19 protein-coding genes are annotated in these 19,685 nt (G+C 37.4%); 17 read left to right on the forward strand and 2 right to left on the reverse strand.

Annotation, left to right across the window (positions count from 1 at the left end; translation table 11 throughout):
- Positions 1–14: 14 nt before the first annotated feature.
- From J3U69_RS07575 to holA, 8 genes are all read left to right on the forward strand, one after another.
- Complete coding sequence (locus J3U69_RS07575; protein ID WP_220221097.1) at positions 15–1,202, forward strand: FtsW/RodA/SpoVE family cell cycle protein; 1,188 nt, start codon at positions 15–17, stop codon at positions 1,200–1,202.
- Positions 1,192–1,536 (forward strand): YlbG family protein, encoded by a 345-nt coding sequence (locus tag J3U69_RS07580; protein WP_267413589.1) that lies wholly within the window; start codon positions 1,192–1,194, stop codon positions 1,534–1,536. Before J3U69_RS07575 ends, J3U69_RS07580 begins: the two co-directional genes overlap by 11 nt.
- Complete coding sequence (gene rsmD, locus J3U69_RS07585) at positions 1,533–2,087, forward strand: 16S rRNA (guanine(966)-N(2))-methyltransferase RsmD (protein WP_103751555.1); 555 nt, start codon at positions 1,533–1,535, stop codon at positions 2,085–2,087. Before J3U69_RS07580 ends, rsmD begins: the two co-directional genes overlap by 4 nt.
- Positions 2,084–2,569 carry a pantetheine-phosphate adenylyltransferase gene (gene coaD / locus J3U69_RS07590; RefSeq protein ID WP_103751556.1) on the forward strand — a complete coding sequence of 162 codons (486 nt, stop codon included), beginning with the start codon at positions 2,084–2,086 and terminating at the stop codon, positions 2,567–2,569. Before rsmD ends, coaD begins: the two co-directional genes overlap by 4 nt.
- Positions 2,569–3,621 carry a SepM family pheromone-processing serine protease gene (locus J3U69_RS07595; RefSeq protein WP_103751557.1) on the forward strand — a complete coding sequence of 351 codons (1,053 nt, stop codon included), beginning with the start codon at positions 2,569–2,571 and terminating at the stop codon, positions 3,619–3,621. The genes coaD and J3U69_RS07595 overlap by 1 nt, the downstream gene beginning before the upstream one ends.
- A 57-nt stretch (positions 3,622–3,678) precedes the next feature.
- On the forward strand, positions 3,679–4,398 hold the full coding sequence (locus J3U69_RS07600) for a helix-hairpin-helix domain-containing protein (RefSeq protein WP_267413590.1): 720 nt from the start codon (positions 3,679–3,681) through the stop codon (positions 4,396–4,398).
- Positions 4,367–6,649: a DNA internalization-related competence protein ComEC/Rec2 gene (locus J3U69_RS07605; RefSeq protein ID WP_267413591.1), complete on the forward strand. Its 2,283-nt coding sequence runs from the start codon at positions 4,367–4,369 to the stop codon at positions 6,647–6,649. Before J3U69_RS07600 ends, J3U69_RS07605 begins: the two co-directional genes overlap by 32 nt.
- A 145-nt stretch (positions 6,650–6,794) precedes the next feature.
- Positions 6,795–7,781 carry a DNA polymerase III subunit delta gene (gene holA, locus J3U69_RS07610; protein WP_267392703.1) on the forward strand — a complete coding sequence of 329 codons (987 nt, stop codon included), beginning with the start codon at positions 6,795–6,797 and terminating at the stop codon, positions 7,779–7,781.
- Between the two features lie 53 nt (positions 7,782–7,834).
- On the opposite strand, the gene rpsT is transcribed toward holA, so the two are convergent.
- The gene (rpsT, locus tag J3U69_RS07615) at positions 7,835–8,086 is read right to left on the reverse strand and encodes a 30S ribosomal protein S20 (RefSeq protein WP_103751560.1); all 252 of its coding nucleotides are present in this window, start codon (positions 8,084–8,086) and stop codon (positions 7,835–7,837) included.
- 199 nt (positions 8,087–8,285) lie between these two features.
- Between rpsT and rpsO the strand changes: the two genes are divergently transcribed.
- The 7 genes from rpsO (at position 8,286) to yihA (ending at position 16,145) form a co-directional block, all read left to right on the forward strand.
- Positions 8,286–8,555, forward strand: a complete 270-nt coding sequence (gene rpsO, locus J3U69_RS07620) for a 30S ribosomal protein S15 (RefSeq protein ID WP_046306781.1) — start codon at positions 8,286–8,288, stop codon at positions 8,553–8,555.
- Positions 8,556–8,717: 162 nt separating this feature from the next.
- Entirely contained in the window at positions 8,718–10,499 is a 1,782-nt protein-coding gene (locus J3U69_RS07625) for a ribonuclease J (protein WP_267413592.1), read from the forward strand.
- Between the two features lie 2 nt (positions 10,500–10,501).
- A complete protein-coding gene (locus tag J3U69_RS07630) occupies positions 10,502–11,335 on the forward strand; it encodes a tetratricopeptide repeat protein (protein ID WP_220221102.1) in 834 nt (277 codons plus the stop codon).
- A 184-nt stretch (positions 11,336–11,519) separates the two neighbouring features.
- Positions 11,520–12,710, forward strand: a complete 1,191-nt coding sequence (gene tuf / locus J3U69_RS07635; protein WP_103751563.1) for an elongation factor Tu — start codon at positions 11,520–11,522, stop codon at positions 12,708–12,710.
- 143 nt (positions 12,711–12,853) lie between these two features.
- On the forward strand, positions 12,854–14,176 hold the full coding sequence (gene tig / locus J3U69_RS07640) for a trigger factor (RefSeq protein ID WP_267413593.1): 1,323 nt from the start codon (positions 12,854–12,856) through the stop codon (positions 14,174–14,176).
- 126 nt (positions 14,177–14,302) lie between these two features.
- Positions 14,303–15,571, forward strand: coding sequence for an ATP-dependent Clp protease ATP-binding subunit ClpX (gene clpX / locus J3U69_RS07645; RefSeq protein ID WP_220221104.1), 1,269 nt, complete (start codon positions 14,303–14,305; stop codon positions 15,569–15,571).
- A complete protein-coding gene (gene yihA, locus J3U69_RS07650) occupies positions 15,561–16,145 on the forward strand; it encodes a ribosome biogenesis GTP-binding protein YihA/YsxC (protein WP_103751566.1) in 585 nt (194 codons plus the stop codon). The genes clpX and yihA overlap by 11 nt, the downstream gene beginning before the upstream one ends.
- Positions 16,146–16,179: 34 nt before the next feature.
- On the opposite strand, the gene J3U69_RS07655 is transcribed toward yihA, so the two are convergent.
- A complete protein-coding gene (locus J3U69_RS07655) occupies positions 16,180–16,299 on the reverse strand; it encodes an SPJ_0845 family protein (protein WP_258566339.1) in 120 nt (39 codons plus the stop codon).
- A 181-nt stretch (positions 16,300–16,480) separates the two neighbouring features.
- Here J3U69_RS07655 and uvrC point away from each other — a divergent pair, with 181 nt between their 5' ends.
- Together uvrC and obgE are read left to right on the forward strand one after the other, a co-directional pair.
- Complete coding sequence (uvrC, locus tag J3U69_RS07660; RefSeq protein WP_103751567.1) at positions 16,481–18,283, forward strand: excinuclease ABC subunit UvrC; 1,803 nt, start codon at positions 16,481–16,483, stop codon at positions 18,281–18,283.
- A gap of 76 nt (positions 18,284–18,359) precedes the next feature.
- A complete protein-coding gene (gene obgE, locus J3U69_RS07665) occupies positions 18,360–19,664 on the forward strand; it encodes a GTPase ObgE (protein WP_220221105.1) in 1,305 nt (434 codons plus the stop codon).
- Positions 19,665–19,685: the final 21 nt, after the last annotated feature.

Raw genomic sequence — 19,685 nt, forward strand, 5'->3', positions numbered from 1 at the left:
AAGGAGGGCTACTTTTGCGACAGAAATTTCAACATCTGGACTATAAAATTTTAGTTCCTTATCTGTTACTGGTTGTATTTGGCATTATCATGGTCTATTCAGCTAGTTCTGATATTTTGCTCGTAAATGGTTTTAAGCCGGCAACATATGGAATCAAACAAGCAATATATGCTGTGTTTGCTGTCTTCCTTTTTGCGGCAGTAACTTTCTTATTAAGGCTCGAAATCTTCAAAAATACTAAGTTTGTGGCTTGGTTTTTAGGTATCAGTATGATGCTACTGCTATATTTGATTATCCTGAAGATTTTTAAAGGTTCTGACGCAGCAGTTAACGGAGCGGTAGGTTGGATTGATCTGAAAGTCATCAAAATACAGCCGCTCGAAATTGCTAAGTTAGCACTGGTGCTTTATTTAGCTTATTATCTTGATCGTCATGACGGTTCTTTTAATCAAGGATATATTATTCAAAATCTGTCTAGACCAGCAATTTTAGCCGGCGTAATGATGTTTTTGGTTGTTCTTGAGCCCGATTTAGGCGGAACAGCGATTTTGGCAATGATTGTAATAGTGATGTTTTCTGTTTCTGGAGTTCCAGCAAAGAAAGCAGTCCTTTGCTTGTTAGCAATTGCTATTGGTGTTTTTTTTCTTGTTTTTTTAATCATTAAATGGAACCCCAAGTTTTTACAAGATAGTTACCAATATCGGCGACTCATGTCATTTATGCATCCCTTTGAGCTTGAGCAAAAAGGCGGAGCCCAATTGGTCAACTCCTATTATGCCATCCATAATGGTGGACTGTTTGGTGTTGGCTTAGGAAATAGCATGCAAAAGCGGGGCTATTTACCTGAACCATATACTGATTTTATTTTAGCTGTGGCGGCTGAAGAAATCGGGGTAATTGGGGCTTTAGCCGTTTTAGCGCTGTTGTTTTACTTGATGTGGAGCATTATGGATGTTGGTATTCATGCCGAATCACAGTTTGATGCGTTAGTTTGTTTTGGTGTTACAACCATTATTTTTACAGAAACTTTATTTAATGTTGGGGCTGTTCTAGGTTTACTACCGATTACTGGTGTTACTCTGCCATTTATTTCCTATGGTGGATCTTCCTTAATCGTGCTTTCGACTTCAATCGGACTAGTCTTGAATATCGCTGCAAATGAACGAATTAGAAAAGAGGAAGAGGCTATTAATGAGCATTAACCATGATTTAGTAGCTAGTAATGTAACTAAGAGGCAAGGCTTAATCGTTTACCTGAACTCTGTCAGCAATCAATATAAATTGAGACGCTTTGGCGATATCGTTTATTTTTCGAAAAAAATGAACTATTGCGTCTTATACGTTGATCAAAAAGATGCTGATAAAACTATTGCTGTTTTGAACTCACTCGATTTTGTTAATGGTGTTGACCGTTCCATCGGTGAAAATATTGATTTATCAAGTACACATATTGAACAGCAGATTAAAGATTTAGCCAGTGAAGCAGAAGAACAGTTGCTTGAAGAACAAGAAAAAAATACGGAACAGTTATCATGAGAATTATTGCAGGTAAATATGCTAAGCGGAATTTATTGACGCTTAAAAGCCAGAAAACTAGGCCAACAAGTGATAAAGTCAAAGAATCGCTTTTTAATAGCTTAGGGCAATTTTTTGCGGGGGGCCAGGTTCTTGATTTATACGGAGGCAGCGGTGCACTAGCAATCGAGGCGGTTTCACGAGGATTAGAGCATGCCACAATTGTTGATATCAATTACCAGGCCGTTGAAATCATCCGTAAGAATGTCGCATTAACTAAAGAAGAGGATCGGTTTACTGTATATAAAATGTCTAGTAATGCTGCTTTAAAAAAATTGGCAAGTGAAAAGCAAAAATTTGATTTAGTCTTCTTAGATCCCCCTTATGCTAAGCAAAAAATTGCAGCTGATATGAAGAAAATGCTTGAAAAAGATTTGTTAACTAATGCGGCAATTGTGGTTGCAGAAACAGATGATGAAACCAGTATTGGTGAAGTTGAAGGCTTTTCTTTAACGAAAAAGCATCATTTAGGTAAGACAATTGTTCGTTTTTATCGAAAGGAAGATAAATGAGTTTCGCACTTTTTCCGGGTAGCTTTGATCCCATTACTAATGGTCATGTCGATGTGATTAACAAAGCCGTTAAAATTTTTGATAAGGTTTACGTTGTGGTAATGACTAATACTTCAAAAAAATATCTTTTTGATGTTGATAAACGGGTTAGTCTTGTGCAAGATGCCACCGAAGGTCAAGCAAAAGTCGAGGTTTTAAAACGACCGGATAAATTAACTGTTAATGTTGCGCAAGAGTTAGGGGCGTCAGTAATTATCCGGGGCGTGCGTAATAGTGAAGATTTTCTGTATGAACAGGAAATCGCAGCCATGAATCATGATTTAAATCCTAAAATCGAAACGGTTTTATTTTTTACGGAACCTAATAATAGTTATGTCGCTTCAAGTGTTATCAAGGAGGTTGCACAGTTTGGTGGAAATATTAGCAGCTTTTTACCAGCAAGCTCGGCAGCGGCTTTAAAAGAGAAGTTGAGGAAGGGCTAATGAGCGATCATCCAAAACCACAAGGTAAAAAGACTAACAAAAAGCGTAACTGGCTACTCGCCATTTTGGCAGTTTTATTAGTTGCCATCGGGTTAAGCTGGCCAACTGATTACTATATTGAAATGCCAGGAGAAGCTGTTCCCATTAACCTATTTATGAAGAGTAAAAACAAGAAGCCCAATAATTTTTACTTGGTAACGGTGAGTGAAACTACGCGTCCCGCCTCAGTTTTGCGGTACCTGCTAAGTTATACGCAAAAGTTTTATACGCGGGTTCCCAAGGAACAATTACTCGGCGATGCCACTAGCAGCCAATACCAAGAATTACAAAATTGGTATATGGAAACAAGTCAGCAAAATGCGATTTACTATGCAGCCAAAAAGGCTGGATTAAAGCCTAAATTGAATTATGAGGGCGTTTATGTCATGCAGGTTCAAAAAAATTCCAGCTTTAAGAGCAAGCTGCAGATTGGAGATACCGTCCTCGGAGCTAATGGCAAGAGATTTCATTCTACTGAGGAAATGATCGCTTATTTTCAAAAAATGCAAATCGGTTCGAATGTCGTTATTAATGTTCTACGCAACGGTCGCGAACGCAAATTTACTGGTAAGATCGTGAAAGTTGCTGGGACGAATAAGCCAGGAATCGGAATCCAATTAATTGAACACGTTAAAATCACCACTAAGCCAAAATTAAGTATTAATGCTGGAGCAATTGGCGGCCCTTCAGCGGGATTAATGTTTACCCTAGCTAGCTATGAAACTTTTACTCAGCAAAACCTGGCAAAAGGGCATAAAATAGCCGGGACGGGAACAATTTCTGTTAAAGGCCAAGTTGGTGCGATTGGCGGCGTAGACAAAAAAGTTGTGGCCGCAGATAAGGCTGGCGCGGAGGTCTTTTTCGCACCAACTGATACCACGGTTTTAAAAAAGAGCGAAAGTAACTACGCGGTTGCTTGTAAAACTGCTAAAGAAATTAAAACTAAGATGAAAATTGTTCCTGTTGGAACCTTTGAAGATGCTTTAAATTATTTAAATAAACATTACCGCTAAAAAGTTCAGAAAAAATTTCTGGGCTTTTTTTCGTACTTATTATTAGAGGTGATAAGTATGAATTGGCAAAAAATCAAAGATTTCCTTCTGGAAAACAAAAAATATGTCTTGATTGCTGGAGTTGCTATTATCGCTTTCTTTTTATATTTACACCAAAGCCAAGGTGAGCAAGAAAGTGCCAACAATATCGTCAAAAGTGAACCCAAAGTGGTTAATTCAACGTCTTCTGTCAAGCAAGATTTAGATGATAAAAAACAAAAGGAATCAACTTCAGTTAATCAAAAAACAAGTGAGGTAACTTGTGATATTGGGGGAGCAGTTAAAAATGAAGGAGTTTATACTTTAAAAAATGGTGCTCGCTTGAATGAATTGATTATGGCAGCAGGTGGTTTAAGTAGGAATGCTCAATTAAAAAATGTTAACCGGGCATTAATTCTAAAAGATCAAGACAAGATCCACATTCCATATCGCGGAGAAAAAGTGAGAGGCAATCAGATTGTTTTATCAGTTAATGAAAGTTCTAATTCTTCCGCCAATAATGCAAGAAGCGAAGAGACACCAGATGCGAAAGAACAAGAAAAAAGCAGCAAGGTCAATATTAATACAGCCAATGCTCAAGAATTACAAAAGCTGAACGGGATTGGCGAGAAAAAGGCAGAATTAATTGTGGCTTACCGCCAGAAAAACGGCCAGTTTGCTAGTATCGAAGACATAAAGCAGATTTCTGGAATTGGAGACAAGACATTTGCGGCGCTTAAAGATCAACTCGAAGTTTGATGTCCTTGAGCCTGGTCTGTTCTTAGTTGCCGCCTTATTACTAGTTGATTGCAGTTTTTTGCTTTACCAATGCACGACTATCATAGCTAAAGTAGTTACTGTTTTATTAGCTGTCTATTTATGCGGATTGGTCATAGTGAAATATCGCAAACTTGTATGTGTCCTTTTATTGCTTCTAACTAGTTTTTTGCTTGCAAACTGGTTTACTGCTCGTCCCAGCTCTTTATCTCTTACTAAAAATTCGGTGATTAAACTTTACCCTGATGAAACTAAACTCAGCGAGGACTGGCTTTCAGGCCAAGGAACATTAAATGGTAAAAAAGTCTTAGTGACGGTTAAATTAAGTCAAAAACAAATTTGGCAAGCAAAACAAGGAAAAACAATCTGGCTAAGTGACTTGCAAGGCGAAGTAAATTCAATTGAACCGGCAACAAATTATGGTCAATTCGATGCGCAAAAATACTATGCCACTAAGAAAATTTGGCAAAAAGTTAATTTAAAAGCATGCAGAATATCCTTTAAAAGAACTGGTTTAATTGATTACTTGCATCACTTGCGCTACCAATTACAAAGGTATTTTCAAAGAATGCCGCAAATTTTAGGATTTTTTAGCAGCGAACTAATTTTAGGAGAAAATCCTAATTCAGCTAATCAAATTATCTTAAATAATTATCGAGATCTGGGAATTATTCATATTCTAAGTATTTCTGGACTTCATGTTGGCATTTACACCATAGTAATTACAGCAATTTGTTCCTTTCTTAAGATGACCGAAAAAGAAAGTTTTGTTAGTTGTTTGCTAGTATTAGTTATTGGGATTTTTTTAAGCAAAGGTCAGGCCGGCTTTATTCGAGCTAGTTTAACTTTTGTTTTAAAGCAAATCTTCAAATTTAAGAAAATTCCAATCGCACAATATGACGTCTTGGGGCTCGCCTGCATAATTCACTTACTATTTGATCCGCGATTAATGAGTGGGGTGGGTGCTTTATTGAGTTATGTATTGGCACTAGGATTAGAAATGACTAATAAAATGTCCAGTATTAAACAGTCAATAGCTTTAAATGCTTTGCTATTGCCATTATTACTGTTTTACTTTTTTCAGTTTAATTTTTTAACCGTTATTTTTAACATTTTCGCGGTACCATATTTTAACTGGATTGTAATGCCGTTAACATTTTTAAACTTATTCATTTTTGCCAAACTACCAACAATATCTGGTTTTTTTGAATTCATTTTAGAAACCGGTGAAAAGATGATTGGTCAGATTTCGACTACACAATTGGGCTTATTGTCGTTTGGTAAGATTAATTGGTGGCAATGTGGGGGATTGCTTTTAGTGACGGGTGGAATAATAGTTTGTCTGAATGACGGTGTTTTACTTAAAAAAATTAAATTTATTGGCGGACTTGGTCTCTTGTATGGGTTGCTTTTTTGTACGATTCACTTTCCTTTAACGGGACAAGTAAGTTTCATTGATGTTGGGCAGGGAGACAGTATCTTAATCACTACGCCTTTTCCGCGAAAGGTCTACCTTATCGACGTCGGCGGCAAACTTAATTTTGGCAAACGAAAATTTACCCCGCAGGTCAATAAAATTACACTTCCATTATTAAAAGCATTAGGAATAAATCAAATTGATGGCATTTTTGTTACTCACCAAGATGCAGATCATGTTGGTGATTTGGGTCCGCTCTTAAGTCAAATTAAAGTAAAAAAGCTGTATATGGCTGCCGGACTCATTAAAAACCCATCATTTGCCAAAAGAATTGCGGGGCATCTTACTACTGACCAATTAGTGGAGCTTATTGCCGGTGATCAAGTAATTGAGCCTCAGATTAGTTTTAATGTTGTTTATCCTTTTAAGCCCGGTCCAGGGAAAAATGAGGATTCTTTGTCGTTAACTTTTAAATTAAAAAATAAAAGATGGCTTTTCACGGGAGATCTAGGTCAAGAAGGCGAAAAAGAGATTATGGCCAATTTTCATCTAAGAGCTAATTATTTTAAACTAGGCCATCATGGTAGTAAAACTGCTTCAAATCCCATTTTCTTAAAGCAATTGCAACCGGAAATGGTCTTTATTTCTGCCGGAAGAAATAATCATTTCGGGCATCCTCATCCAGAAACAATTGCAACATTAAGAATGCAGCATATTCCTTATGCGTCTACACAAGACTGTGGAATGATTACTTGGACTTATAGCAGGTTTGCAAGTTCGAAGTTCTCTAGTTTTTTACCAGTAAAAGCAAAATAAAAAAGCCCAATGCAGAAAGCAATAGGCTTTAATAGCTAGAAGGTAGGTCGGATAAGTGAGGTATCTGGGAAACTAAAGTTAGTTCTTGGAATGTGATATGATTATTACTGTTTATAAAACTAATAGCTTTAAGGTGAAGAAACAAATGACACTACTTTCCTTATTTAAAAATACCGCCAGCAATAATCCGCAGACGATACTGGTTGGGGAAGATAGCTTTTTAAATGACTATCTTTCCCGTTCGTTGATGCATGAAGAGCGCTTTTCTTCCTATGAAAAAGTGATAATAGATTGTGAAACTGATGGTTTGGATAATCTAATTGCCGATATCACGGAATCTAGTTTATTTAGTCAAAAAAAGATGATAATCGTGAAGAATCCTTTTTTCCTGACTGCCAAGGTTCCCAAAAAGTACCAAAAGCAAGTAAATCAATTGCAACAGATTTTTACTAATATGGATCAATTGGATGATGTTCTGGTATTAGTAGCCTCGTATGAGAAATTAGACCGCCGAAAAAAATTAACGAAAACAGTTTTAAAACAGTTTAATGTCATAGAGACAAAAGTTAAGACCTATGAAATTAGTAAAATAACCAAATCATTAATTACGGCCGAAGGTTATCAAATTTCAAAGTCTGCTTTACAGTTGTTGCTTGAACGAAGCGACCAAATTTTAGATACGATTTTAAGCAACTTTAATAAATTGAAAGTTGCTGCGGTCGATCAAAAAATTACTGAAACACTAATTAAGCAGAATGTTGATCTATCTTTTGCCCAGAATGTTTTTGCAATACTAGAAACGGCATTAAAACATCATTATCGTGAAGCGTTAGATCGGCTAGATAATCAGTTGCGTGAAGGTAGCAGTCCCGTTCAATTATTAGCCGTTTTTGAAAATCAATTAGAATTGATTTTAGTAGCTAAGATTTTGAAAAGTCGGGGTAGGAGTGAACCAGAAATAGTTCGAGAACTTGCTGTTCATCCATACCGGATTAAATTGGCGTTAAACAATAATTTGGAAATAACGCAACTGGCTAGTTTACTAAAAGAGGCAATAAGGTTAGATTATAATTACAAAAATGGTCAATATCGTGAAGATAATTTTTTAAAGCTATTTATTTTAAGCGTCTAAAAAAGGCAGGGATGATTATCCCTGCCTTTTTAAAATTGATAGTTTAGTCAAATTTATTTAGCTAACTTAGCTAAGCGACTCTTGTCACGGCTAGCCTTGTTTTTATGAATAAGACCTTTTGAAGCAGCCTTGTCCAAAGCACGAGCAGCAGCAACATGTAATTCGGAGGCGTTTTCAGCACCAGCGGCTTGAGCAGTCTTGAACTTCTTAACAGCAGTTCTTAATTCTGACATTTGAGCAGCATTGCGCTTTCTAGCAGCGTCTTGAGTTTTAACACGCTTAATAGCTGATTTGATTTGTGGCATAAAATTCACCTCCATTGACCGTAATTTTACTTAATAGATTATACTGAAGAATAAATGCAGATGCAAGACAAATTATGCTTGCTTTTTAAAAAAATAATCTGTATTATACTATTGTTGTGAACCGTTAACGCTGTTTGCTCGCTCACACCTGACGGTTAACGTTGTTAACGGCAATTTATTTTATTGAAAGGTGAAAATTATGGCAATTTCTAAAGCAGAAAAAGATGAAATTATTAAGCAATTTGCTACTCACGAAGGTGACACTGGTTCAACCGAAGTACAAGTTGCTATCCTAACTAAAGATATTAACAATTTAACTGAACACATGAGACAACACTCTCATGACCACCACTCATACGTTGGTTTGCTCAAGAAGATTGGTCACCGTCGTAATTTACTTCGTTATTTACAAGACAACGATATTAATCGTTACCGTGAATTAATCAAGAAGTTAGGTTTGCGTCGTTAATCGCAAAAATAATTATTAAGAAGTCAGTTCTATAAAAGAACTGGCTTTTTATTTTTGTCATAAATGCATTTTATGCTAGAATAAAAAAAGATACTTTTTACGTTGTGATCACGCTGATCCATAAATTAACAACTGAATAGCAAAAAAAGAGAAGGAAATAAAATGACTGATCAAGTTAAGATAATGATTTTGAGCGGTGTTCGTGAGCAAGGAAAAGACATGTTCGCCGTTCAAGTTAATGACGAAATTTTTGTTCTTGATGCCGGCCTAAAATACCCTGATAGTTCATTATTTGGAATAGATTTGGTAATTCCAGATCTTGATTTCTTTGAACAATATGGTGATCAGGTTGTCGGCATTTTTTTAACTCATGGACACGCAGATTCAATTGGTGCGTTGCCATATATTTTACGCAAATATGATATACCTGTTTTTGGTTCGCAATTAACAATTGAGCTCGCAAAGATTACGGTTAAGCGGGAAAATAAACGGCTGAAAAATAGTCTGTTTCATGTTATTGATGCTGAAACTGAAATCGAGTTTAAAAATGCTAATATTTCATTTTTCCATACAACTCATTCAATTCCAGATTCACTCGGTATTGATGTTCATACGCCAGCTGGCGAGGTTGTATATACCGGCGACTTTAAATTTGATCCATCTGCGACACCGAAATATCGAACAGATTTGGATCGTTTAGCTGAGATTTCACAAAAGAAGGTTTTGGCACTACTCAGTGATTCTTCTAACGCAGAAGCATCATTTCCTAATGTTTCCGAGCAAGAAATTGGCGATTATGTCACTAATGTTTTTCGTAATGCTAAGGGACGCGTCATTGTTGCAGCTAAGGCATCTAATTTAATCAGAATACAAGAAGTTTTAAATGGCGCCCATAAAACTGGTAGACATGTTCTTTTAACAGGACGTGATGTTGCCAAAATAGTTAGAACTGCCATGGACTTAGGGTATCTAAAAGTACCGAAGAATCTCTTAATTCGGGTAAAAGATTTAAAGACTACGCCGGATGATAAAGTTGTCATTCTTGAAACTGGTCAAATGGGTGAACCGCTAAACTCATTACAGAAGATGGCTAAAAAGCGGCATAGCATGATTACGATTCATGAAGGCGACTTAGTCTTTATTGCTACGACGCCTTCACATTCTGTCGAAACAGTTGTAGCTCAAACTAGTGATTTGGTTTATCGCGCTGGCGGAACAGTCATTGAACTTGGAAGAGCTAAGCATACCAGTGGACATGCAACTGGACGCGACTTGCAAATGCTAATTGATATTTTGAAGCCGCAATTCTTGATCCCAGTTATAGGTGAATACCGCTTAATGGAAGTTCATAAAAACTTGGCAATTAGAGCTGGAATTGCCAAAGAAAATATCTTGATTACTAAAAATGGCGATTGTTTAGACTATGACTTTAAGCAGCACAAATTCCATCTAACAAACCCAGTGCCGGGAGAAGACATCATGATTGATGGCTCGGGAATTGGTGATGTTGGCAATATTGTTTTGCGTGACCGTGAAGTGTTATCTGACGATGGCATCTTTATTGCCGTAGTTACAATTGATCGGCGTAAAAAGAAAATTATTGCGCAGCCACAAGTCACTAGCAGGGGATTTGTTTACATTAAAGCAAATCATAAGCTAATGCATGACAGTATTGAACTGATTAAGACCACTATCAAAAATAATTTTGAACACAAAAAGTTCGACTGGACGGAAATTAAGCAGGATGTTAGAAACGATCTTGAAAAGTTTTTATACAAAAAGACTAATCGTCGTCCGGTAGTTTTACCAGTTGTTATGGAGGTTAACCAAAATCGCCATCGAGCTATGCAAAAACGTGGCAATAAAAACGAGAATGGTAAAACCAAGGAGCATCATCCCGTTGATGTCAATAAAACTGGTCAAAGAATAGTTAAGAAAGAATAACGATGACGACGTTAAGCCAAAAAAATTTGCTAAAGTTAGCGAAAAAGAATGAAGCTGAAGGTAATTTTTCATTAGCTATTCAAAATTGTGAAGAAGCTTTACGAGCTGGCGATAGTCAAGAAGTAATTCTGCAGCTGTGTGACTTATACTTGAAAGACAAACAAGAATATTCTGCTTACACGCTCATTAAAGAAGAAAAGGATTTATTTTCAAATCAGGCGATCTTTGATGAGTACAGCAAAATTTTGCGAGCCAATCATTTTCTAATTGAAGCTCTCCAAGTCCAAAAATTAAGTCAGGGCGAGTGGATTATTGAAGTAGAGCCCATTTCTGAAACTGAGCAGCAACAAGTAATGCAGCAATTCAGACAAAAGAACCAGCCAACTAAATTTGATTATGAACAATTATTTAAGCTGAATCTTGAGCATTTTACGACTTTCGCGCAAAGCTTATTGCTTGATCCGAGTTTAAACTTCGCCGTTCGTTTGGTTTTGTGTGAAGACTTAGCCCGGCTGCAGCTTAAAACGGAATTTACGGTTTTAGTGCTAGGTCAACAAGAAAAATTTGTTCCTGCTAAAATCAATTTATTGGAAAAAGATCCGATATACCGTGAAGTTGTTTCGGGGATTGGCTCACGGTATTATCATCGTCCTAGCCAATTGCCAGCCGTTTTAGGCGAGGTCAATCTAATTTTAGGTAGCTTATATCCGGTATTACCGAAATATATTACAGAGCCTGACAGTTTCGCTAGTGACTTAGCTTCTTATATTGATCATCATGATGGGCGCGCAAACCAGGACCTGTTCGTGCGAATCGATAATAGTTTGCCGAAATAATTTAGATAAAAAGTCTTTACTTTTTTTTCGTATTTAGTATAATATCAAAGGACGTTTTCATTAGGCATGGCTCTATGCATTAAAATACTAGGCATTTGCCAATGAAAGTAGTACAATATTCAACAGAGAACTATCCGTTACTTACTCAACGGACTTCTTGCAAATTTACAGGAGGGTCATTTTAATGGCAGAAAAAGAACATTACGTTAGAACAAAGCCACACGTAAACATTGGTACCATCGGTCACGTTGACCATGGTAAGACCACTTTAACAGCGGCTATTACTAAAGTTTTATCAGAAAAGGGCTTGGCAAAGGCTGAAGATTATTCAGAAATCGATGCAGCTCCAGAAGAAAAAGAACGTGGTATTACTATCAATACCGCTCACGTAGAGTACGAAACTGAAAAACGTCACTACGCTCACATGGATGCTCCAGGTCACGCTGACTACATCAAGAACATGATTACTGGTGCCGCACAAATGGATGGTGCTATCTTAGTTGTTGCTGCAACTGATGGTCCTATGCCTCAAACTCGTGAACACATTTTACTTGCTCGTCAAGTTGGTGTTAACTACATCGTTGTCTTCTTAAACAAGACTGACTTAGTTGACGATCCAGAATTGATCGACTTAGTTGAAATGGAAGTTCGTGACTTGTTGACTGAATACGATTACCCAGGTGATGATATTCCTGTAATCCGTGGTTCAGCATTGAAAGCTTTACAAGGCGACAAGGAACAACAAGAAGTTATCATGAAGTTAATGGACACAGTTGATGAATACATTCCAACTCCAGAACGTCAAACTGATAAGCCATTCTTAATGCCAGTTGAAGATGTCTTCACTATTACTGGTCGTGGTACTGTTGCTTCAGGTCGTATCGACCGTGGTACTGTTAAAGTCGGCGACGAAGTTGAAATCGTTGGTTTAGTTGACAAAGTTCTTAAGTCAGTTGTTACTGGTTTGGAAATGTTCCACAAGACTTTGGATTCTGGTGAAGCCGGCGATAACGTTGGTGTATTGCTTCGTGGTATCGACCGTGATCAAGTTGTTCGTGGACAAGTTTTGGCCGCACCTGGCTCAATTCAAACTCACCGCGAATTCAAGGGTCAAGTTTATGTCTTGAAGAAGGAAGAAGGCGGACGTCACACTCCATTCTTCTCAGACTACCGTCCACAATTCTATTTCCACACTACTGATATTACTGGTGAAATCGAATTGCCAGAGGGTACTGAAATGGTTATGCCTGGTGATAACACAGAATTTACTGTTAAGTTAATCAAACCAGCAGCCATTGAAAAGGGTACTAAGTTCACTATCCGTGAAGGTGGTCGTACTGTTGGTGCTGGTCAGGTTACTGAAATCCTCGACTAGTTCGAAAAAAACAGTTTAAAAAGATGTACTTCTTCATAGAAGTGCATCTTTTTTTGCCTAAATTTGTTTTTTGCGAGCGTTTAATGTAAGATAATTTAGTATGCAACGATGCAGTTTAACTTGACATTGGAGGTATTTAATTAATGTCTGTAAAATGGAATAAAACCGGTAAAACTACTGGCGAACTTACTTTTGATATTTCTCAAGCTGAGGTGAAGCTTGGATTAGATCAAGCATTCAAAAGAGTAAAAAAGAATTTGCGTGTTCCTGGCTTTAGAAAGGGTCACGTATCCCGTGTTATTTTTGATCAATACTATGGTGAAGAAGCCTTATACGAAGACGCTTTGAACCTTGTTTTGCCAAACGCATATGCAGCTGCTATCAAAGAAGCTGGTATTTCTGCTGTTGGCCAACCTCAAATTATTCCTGATTCAATGGAAAAGGGCAAGGACTGGACGATGAAAGCCACAGTTACTGTTGAACCAGAAGTTGAATTAGGCGATTACAAGGGAATTGAAGTACCTAAGCAAAACACTCGTGTTTACGCTAAAGACATCGATGCTGAGCTTAACAAGGAACGTGAAAAGAATGCTGAACTTGTTCTTAAGAAGAGTGCAGCTGCTAAGGGTGACACCGTAACTATTGATTATAAGGGTACTATTGATGATAAGGCCTTTGATGGTGGTTCTGCAGAAGATTATGCTCTTGAACTTGGCTCAAATACCTTTATCCCTGGCTTTGAAGACCAATTGATTGGTCACAAGGCTGGCGATGAAGTAGATGTTGTTGTTACCTTCCCAGAAGATTATGGTGCAAAAGATTTAGCCGGTAAAGAAGCTCACTTTGCTACCAAGATTCATGAAGTTAAATCAAAGCAATTGCCTAAACTTGATGATGAATTTGCTAAAGACGTTGACGACTCAGTTGACACTCTCGATGACTTGAAGGAAAAGATTAAGAAAGACTTGAAGTCTAAGAAAGAAGAAGCTGCTAAGGATGCAATTGAACAAGCTGCAATTGAAGGTGCGGTAAAGAACGCTAAAATTGATGAAATTCCTGATGCAATGATTCAAGAAGATGTTAATACTCAAATGAATCAATACTTGGGTAATATGCAACGTCAAGGTATTGACCCACAAACTTACTACAAGCTTACTAATACTACTGAGGACCAATTACGTGCTCAATTTAGTAAGGATGCAGCTGAAAGAGTTAAGACCAACTTAGTTCTTGAAGCAATTGTTAAGAAAGAGAATATCAAGGCTTCTAAAGAAGAAATTGATAACGAAATCAAAGATCTTGCTGGCGAATACAATATGGATGAAAAGACAGTTCGCAACACATTAACTGATGATATGCTTTCTCATGACATCAACGTTCGCAAAGCCATCGATCTTGTAGCTGATAGTGCAAAACAAGTTGCTAAATCCAAGAGCAAAAAAGATGATAAAAAATCTGAAAAATGATAGGATTTAAAATCTAGGTAAAAAGGTGGTCGTTGAACTGCCTTTTTATTTTTCTACAAGCAAATTATTCAAGCAATACTCTCGATGTATGATACTCTTATTCTTGTAGATATGAGGAGGAATATAATGGCATCACAGTTTACTGATCAGGAAGAAATTAAATGTTCTTTTTGTGATAAAACACAAGATCAAGTTAAAAAAATGATTGCTGGTAACGGGGTTTATATTTGTAATGAATGTGTCGACTTGTCAAAGAAAATTATTGATGATGAGTTAAAGTCAGATTCATTAAAAAAGGCTAGAGACCTTCCGAAACCAATGGAAATAAAAAAGCAACTTGATCAATATGTAATTGGACAAGAAAGCGCTAAAAAAGTTTTATCAGTAGCCGTTTATAATCATTACAAACGAATTAGTCAGATGGATGTTGATTCTTCAACTGAGCTGCAAAAATCAAATATTGCGCTCATTGGGCCAACTGGCTCTGGTAAAACTTATCTGGCACAAACTTTAGCCCGAATTTTAGATGTTCCGTTTGCCATTGCTGACGCTACCACCTTGACTGAAGCTGGTTATGTCGGTGAAGATGTCGAAAACATCTTGCTGAAATTGTTGCAAAATGCAGATTATGATATTGAACGTGCTGAACGGGGAATCGTTTATATCGATGAAATTGATAAAATTTCGAAAAAATCAGAAAATGTCTCGATTACGCGCGATGTTTCTGGTGAAGGTGTTCAGCAATCACTTCTAAAGATTTTAGAAGGCACTGTTGCTTCAGTTCCACCACAAGGTGGACGTAAGCACCCACAACAAGAATTAATTCAAATTGATACCACCAATATTTTATTTATCGTTGGTGGAGCTTTTGATGGCATTGAACAGATTGTTAAAGACCGCATGGGTAAAAAGATTATTGGTTTTAGTGCCGAAAACAAGTTGAACAAAACTAAAGATGATTCTTGGACGAAGCATTTAACTACTGGTGATTTAGTTAAATTTGGAATGATTCCAGAATTTGTTGGCCGAATTCCGATTATTACAACCTTAGATAAATTAAATCAAAAAGACTTAGTTAGAATATTGACTGAGCCTAAGAATGCGTTGGTAAAGCAATACAAGAAGTTATTGTCTCTTGACCAAGTTGAACTCGACTTTTCTGATAGCGCACTGAGTGCTATCGCCGATTTAGCAATCGAACGAAATATGGGTGCGCGTGGACTGAGAACAATTATTGAAAATGCGATGATGAGCATTATGTATCAGACACCTAGTGATCCAGATATTGAAAAAGTCGAAGTGACTAAGGATGTAATTACTAAAAACGCAGAACCACGAGTAACTCGGAGAGCTAGCGAGGACACCCAAGAAGTTAAGGCAGCAAATGATCATTAAAAGTAGCGATTATGCAATTAGTGCAGTAAAAGAAGAACAATACCCTAAAGATAATTTGCCTGAGATTGCCTTGGCAGGAAGGTCAAATGTGGGTAAGTCTAGCTTGATTAATTCACTATTAGGTCGCAAAAATTTGGCAAGAACATCATCACAGCCAGGTAAAACCCAGACGCTAAACTTTTACGTTGTCAATCAGGATTTTTATTTGGTTGATGTGCCTGGGTATGGCTATGCGAAAGTTTCGCAGGTGCAACGACAAAAGTTTGGTGAGATGATTCAGGACTACTTGGAAACAAGGGAAAACCTTCAGGGGCTAATTCTTTTAACTGATTCACGTCATGAACCAACAAAAGATGATGTTGCAATGTATAATTATGCTTTATACTTGAATTTACCAATTTTAGTTATTTGTACCAAAATTGATAAAGTTAAAAAGAGCCAGGAAAACAAGGTAATAGCTAATTTGAACAAGAAGCTAGATTTAGCTTATGACAATGTTAGTGTACTTACTTATAGTGCAGTTAAAAAGACCCATGTAAAAGAAGTATGGGATTGGATCGAGCAAAATTTATAAAATAAAAATGACTCTCCTTCTTAGAGAGTCATTTTTATTTACTCTTTTCTTTGCCGTCTTTCTTACTAAGCTTTTTCTTTTTATCCTTAGGAACAGTAGCAAATTTATCAAATAACTTTTCTAATTCATCTTGTTTTTTAAATGTTAAGCCCATATTTTCGTTCCTTTCATTAATTATCATCATTATAATAAATAAGCGGTTAACAAGCCAGTAATAATGTAGTTCGATTTAACCGTCATTTTATTACCCAGTCTTAGACTGTGGTCATTAAAAAATCATTAGTTCGCATTTTGTGGTAAAATTGATAGAGCAAATTTTGGGAAGGGGTGATTTTTTGGCATCAGAATTAATTGAAAATAAATTGAAACTTCTCCCAGCAAAACCCGGCTGTTATTTAATGAAAGATATTAATGGTAAGGTCATCTATGTTGGCAAGTCAAAAAATCTGAAAAACCGGGTACGGTCTTATTTTAAAAGTAAGCAAGTAGGTAGACGAGCTGAGCTGGTTAGAGAAATTCGTGACTATGATATAATCACGGTTTCAACTGACAAGGAATCTTTTCTGCTTGAAGTTACTTTAATTAAGAAATACCAACCATATTATAATGTGCAATTAAAACAGGGAACGGGTTATCCTTACATTGAGATTACCAATGAACGTGATCCACAAACTAAGTTGACAAGTATTGTCAGAAAAGATGGCGGTTATTATTTTGGACCATACCCAAATGTATACGCGGCGCAAGCAACATTGAAGTTTATTCAGAAAGTTTATCCTTTAAGACGCTGCAATGGGCGGCAGAAAAGACCGTGCCTTTATTATCATATGGGTCAATGCCTAGGTGCATGTTTTAAGACCGTTCCTAAATCAGTTTATAGCGCCCAAATTAAAAAAATTAAGAGCTTTTTAAATGGTGATATCGGGCGTGTTAAACAAGAATTGAATCAAAGGATGGTTGCAGCATCACAGAATCTTGAATTTGAGCGTGCTGCGGAAATTCGTGATCAATTGAAATACATTGAAGAAACAGTTGAAAAACAAAAAATCATCTCCAATGATAATACACAGCGTGATATCTTTAATTTTTATGTCGATAAATCTTGGATTTCAATTCAAATCTTTTTCCTCCGGCAAGCAAAGCTGCTTCGAAGAGAAACTAGAATGTATCCTTTGACGGATACTGGGGATCCGGAAGACACTTTTACCTCATTTATTGTTCAATTCTATGGCCAAAAAAATCGTGTTCTTCCCAAAGAGGTTTTAGTTCCTGCTGGAATTGATAATGAGGCACTCAGCGAAGTGCTTAAGGTTCCTGTTAGGACACCCAAAAGGGGACAAAAGCGGTCGTTATTATCAATGGCAAAAGAAAATGCCAAGTTGAAATTAGACGACAAGTTCCGTTTGTTAGAATTAGGCAATCGTAAAACTAAGGGAGCACAAAAAGAGATTTTTGCTGCTCTAGGGTTGCCATACGGACATGTGATTGAAAGTTTTGACCACTCACATATTCAAGGAACCGATCCAGTTTCAGCGTTAGTTGTATTCAAAGACGGCGAGCCCGATAAGAATTCATACCGTAAGTATAAGTTAAAGGGTGAAGTTGAACACCAAAATGGGGGCGACGAAGTTCGCAATACGCGTGAAGTTGTGCGAAGACGCTATAGTCGGCTTTTACGTGAGCATAAACCAATGCCTGATTTGATCCTAATGGATGGTGGGCAAATTCAAGTTGATGCGTGTGAAGATATTTTACGTAACGAACTTAATCTTAATATTCCCGTTGCGGGGATGGTAAAGGATGACAAGCACCGGACCAACCACTTGCTTTATGGGGATCCCATTAATGGGGTACCGATGAAATTAATTCCGATGGATCCAAAGTCACAGGGATTTTATTTGATGACCCGGATTCAGGATGAAGTTCACCGCTTTGCGATTACATTTCATCGCCGAACACATGCTAAAAACGCACTATCAAGTAAACTTGATTCAATTAAAGGCATCGGACCTAAGAGTCGTAATAAATTATTGCGCACTTTCGGTTCATTGAAAAAAATTAAAGAGGCATCGGTTGAACAATTATGTGATGCTGGTTTAACTCTGCCCCAAGCACAGACGGTTAAATTGACATTATAACCGGTAATTTTCCCACGAAAAATAAGCCTTTTGTGGTATAGTATTTAAAGTTAGAGCAGACGGAAGGAGAATTTGCATGCCTACATTTGTCGATCAAACCAAGATTGAAGTCCAAGCCGGTAAAGGCGGGGATGGCATGGTTGCTTTCCGCCATGAAAAGTACGTTCCAAATGGCGGACCCGCTGGTGGAGACGGTGGCCGTGGCGGTAGTATCATTTTTGTAGCTGATAGTGGCTTAAGAACCCTAATGGATTTTCGCTATCGGCGTAAGTTTAAAGCTGAGAGCGGTGAAAATGGCCGTATTAAGTCACAATATGGTCGCGGTGCCAAAGATTTATATCTTCGTGTTCCTGTCGGAACTACCGTATATGATTTTAATACTAATGAAGAAATTGGCGATTTGACTAAAAATAAGCAAGAGCTTGTTGTTGCCCGCGGTGGTCGTGGTGGTCGTGGCAATATTCATTTTGCTACGAGTGTAAATACTGCACCAGAAATTGCTGAAAATGGTGAACCGGGTGAAGACCGAGTTTTGCGGTTAGAACTAAAGGTTTTAGCTGATGTTGGTCTTGTCGGTTTTCCTTCAGTTGGGAAGTCAACGCTGCTTTCAGTAGTTACTAAGGCAAAGCCTAAGATTGCAGCTTATTCGTTCACTACTTTAACTCCTAATTTAGGTATGGTGATTTTGCCAGATGGCCGTGATTTTTCAATGGCTGATTTGCCAGGATTAATTGAGGGTGCTAGTCAGGGAGTTGGCCTTGGAATTCAATTCTTACGTCACATTGAAAGAACCAAAGTAATTTTACACTTGGTTTCAATGGATCCTGAAAATGGCCGAGATCCTTTAGAGGATTACCAAAAGATCCGTAAAGAATTATTGCTTTACGACCAAAGCCTAAAGGAAAAGCGTGAGTTAATTGTTGCAACTCAACTGGATTTACCTAATTCGGCTGAAAAATTGGCGGAGTTTAAAAAAGAACTTAGCCAAGCTGGAATTGACCAGCCTGTTTATGCAATTTCAAGCGTAACTCATCAGGGCGTTAGCCAATTAATGCAAGATACTGCAACGGTAGTGGCGGAAGTAGAAAGCAAGCAGGCTGAAAAGGAAGTCAAGCCGGCAGCTGGCGTAAAGGAATACAAATACCAGGCGCCTAAGAAAAACGAATTTACGATTACTAAACTTGAAGATCATGTTTTTGAAATTAAAGGTGAGAGTTTAGAACGACTAGTTGAACGAACGAACCTTGATTACCAAGATGGTGTCTTACGTTTAGCACGCAAATTGAAGAACCTGGGTGTAGATGAAGCATTGCGTGAAAAAGGAGCCGTTGACGGCGACGATGTAATAATTGGCACGTTCAATTTTGAATTTGTCCAATAATAATTAAAAAGAAAAGTAGAA

The sequence above is a fragment of the Lactobacillus sp. B4026 genome, assembly GCF_026535825.1.
Lineage (GTDB): Bacteria > Bacillota > Bacilli > Lactobacillales > Lactobacillaceae > Lactobacillus > Lactobacillus panisapium.